This is a genomic window from Ornithinibacillus halophilus (genome assembly GCF_900129485.1).
In the GTDB taxonomy this organism is placed as follows: domain Bacteria; phylum Bacillota; class Bacilli; order Bacillales; family Amphibacillaceae; genus Ornithinibacillus; species Ornithinibacillus halophilus.
In genome coordinates, this window is sequence record NZ_FQVW01000106.1 from 1 (window position 1) to 1189 (window position 1189).

Here is a 1189-nt window from a genome sequence, read left to right on the forward strand (position 1 = left end):
CGACCTACACCCTTAGCAGGGGCGCCTCTTCAGCCACTTGAGTACTTCTCCTAATGGCTCCACAGGTAGGATTCGAACCTACGACCGATCGGTTAACAGCCGATTGCTCTACCACTGAGCTACTGTGGAATAATTAAAATAAAGATTATAACTTTAAAAAGAAATTAAATCATAAATTGCTCGTCGTGTTGCATGTTTTTCAAGAGGTCGCACTCCTCGCATGCCTGCACTTGGAAGTATTTTCAAGATGTAAGCGGCATGCTCTACCACTGAGCTACTGTGGAATATTTCAAGATAAATTACTTACCATATATAAAGCTTATCCCACGATGGTTACCCCTGCGTCTTCTAGCTTATTCAGGGATGTCCATTCCTCGGGGTTACTCGTAGCATATTCGGTGGAAGTAGTGCTCGTTGCTCTACCACTGAGCTACTGTGGAATATTATTTAACAAAAAAATCTTATAAAACGAGTGAAATTAGCTAATTTAAAAATAACGCGCCCTAGAGGATTCGAACCTCTGACCCACAGCTTAGAAGGCTGTTGCTCTATCCTGCTGAGCTAAGGGCGCAAAGAAAATATATTAACATACATATGTATGGAAGTTATCCTTAATAGAACTTTTAGAAGTAGTAATGGGCCTGAGTGGACTCGAACCACCGACCTCACGCTTATCAGGCGTGCGCTCTAACCAGCTGAGCTACAGGCCCATTTTAAGAATGGAGCGGGTGAAGGGAATCGAACCCTCGACATCAGCTTGGAAGGCTGAGGTTTTACCACTAAACTACACCCGCATGGTTGATAGAAAGTTATTAACATTTTATTTACGGCCAGTCATGTCCCTGCATCTGCTAGTTTATTCATAGATGTCTATGCTTCGGGACAACTCGTAGATTATTCGGCAGATGTTTCGCTCGTGGCTGAGGTTTTACCACTAAACTACACCCGCATACGATAAAATTTAAAATAGAAGTTAATTGAAGTTGTATATATGGTGGAGGGAGTAGGACTCGAACCTACGAACCCGATGGGAGCGGATTTACAGTCCGCCGCGTTTGGCCAACTTCGCTATCCCTCCACTTATGTTTTATAAGTGGTGGCTCGGGACGGAATCGAACCGCCGACACACGGATTTTCAGTCCGTTGCTCTACCGACTGAGCTACCGAGCCATTATGGAGGAGGTAGAGG

General features: G+C 44.4%; 6 tRNA genes. All 6 read right to left on the reverse strand.

The window, feature by feature from the left end:
* Window positions 1-54: 54 nt before the first annotated feature.
* The 6 genes from BUB12_RS17385 to BUB12_RS17410 all read right to left on the reverse strand — a co-directional run bounded on the left by BUB12_RS17385 (window position 55) and on the right by BUB12_RS17410 (window position 1170).
* Window positions 55-129 (reverse strand) — tRNA-Asn (locus BUB12_RS17385).
* Window positions 130-497: 368 nt separating this feature from the next.
* Window positions 498-571: transfer RNA gene (locus BUB12_RS17390), tRNA-Arg, on the reverse strand.
* 65 nt (window positions 572-636) lie between these two features.
* Window positions 637-710, reverse strand: a tRNA-Ile gene (locus BUB12_RS17395).
* A gap of 10 nt (window positions 711-720) precedes the next feature.
* Window positions 721-794 (reverse strand) — tRNA-Gly (locus BUB12_RS17400).
* Window positions 795-992: 198 nt separating this feature from the next.
* A tRNA-Tyr gene (locus BUB12_RS17405) sits at window positions 993-1078 on the reverse strand.
* 16 nt (window positions 1079-1094) lie between these two features.
* Window positions 1095-1170 (reverse strand) — tRNA-Phe (locus BUB12_RS17410).
* Window positions 1171-1189 lie beyond the last annotated feature (19 nt).